The organism is Pseudomonas brassicacearum, assembly GCF_003732265.1.
In the GTDB taxonomy this organism is placed as follows: domain Bacteria; phylum Pseudomonadota; class Gammaproteobacteria; order Pseudomonadales; family Pseudomonadaceae; genus Aquipseudomonas; species Aquipseudomonas brassicacearum_D.
Window position 1 is genome coordinate 1 of the sequence record NZ_MOBK01000408.1, and the last position, 330, is coordinate 330.

The 330-nt window shown below is 57.6% G+C and carries 1 pseudogene; it reads right to left on the bottom strand.

The window, feature by feature from the left end:
• Positions 1-45: 45 nt before the first annotated feature.
• Positions 46-330 (bottom strand): annotated as a pseudogene (locus tag BK660_RS31970) (MerR family transcriptional regulator); the annotation flags it as partial.

A 330-nucleotide genomic window follows, 5' to 3' on the forward strand; every position in this document is an offset into this window, starting at 1 on the left:
CGCTGCGCAGCCAGATCAATTGCATGTCGGAACTCACTGCGTCCATTAGATCAGCCCACGCTGAACGAGTACCTGGTGCGCCAGCAGCGCGTCTTCAGCCAGGAACACATCAGCCATCTCGGAAGTTCTTACGGACAACTCGGCGTGGTGGATGCATACCGTTGGTCCGACCAGCATTTTCGGGCAACTGACTCCGTTCAATAGTTTCGGCAACTGCGCAAGGTTCATGGCTTTGCTGGAATACAGCAGTACGCCACGGGCTTGCAGATGTTCGACCGCCAACGCCAATTCGGCGGCCGGCAGCGGCCAGTCAAACACTTGCACCGGACA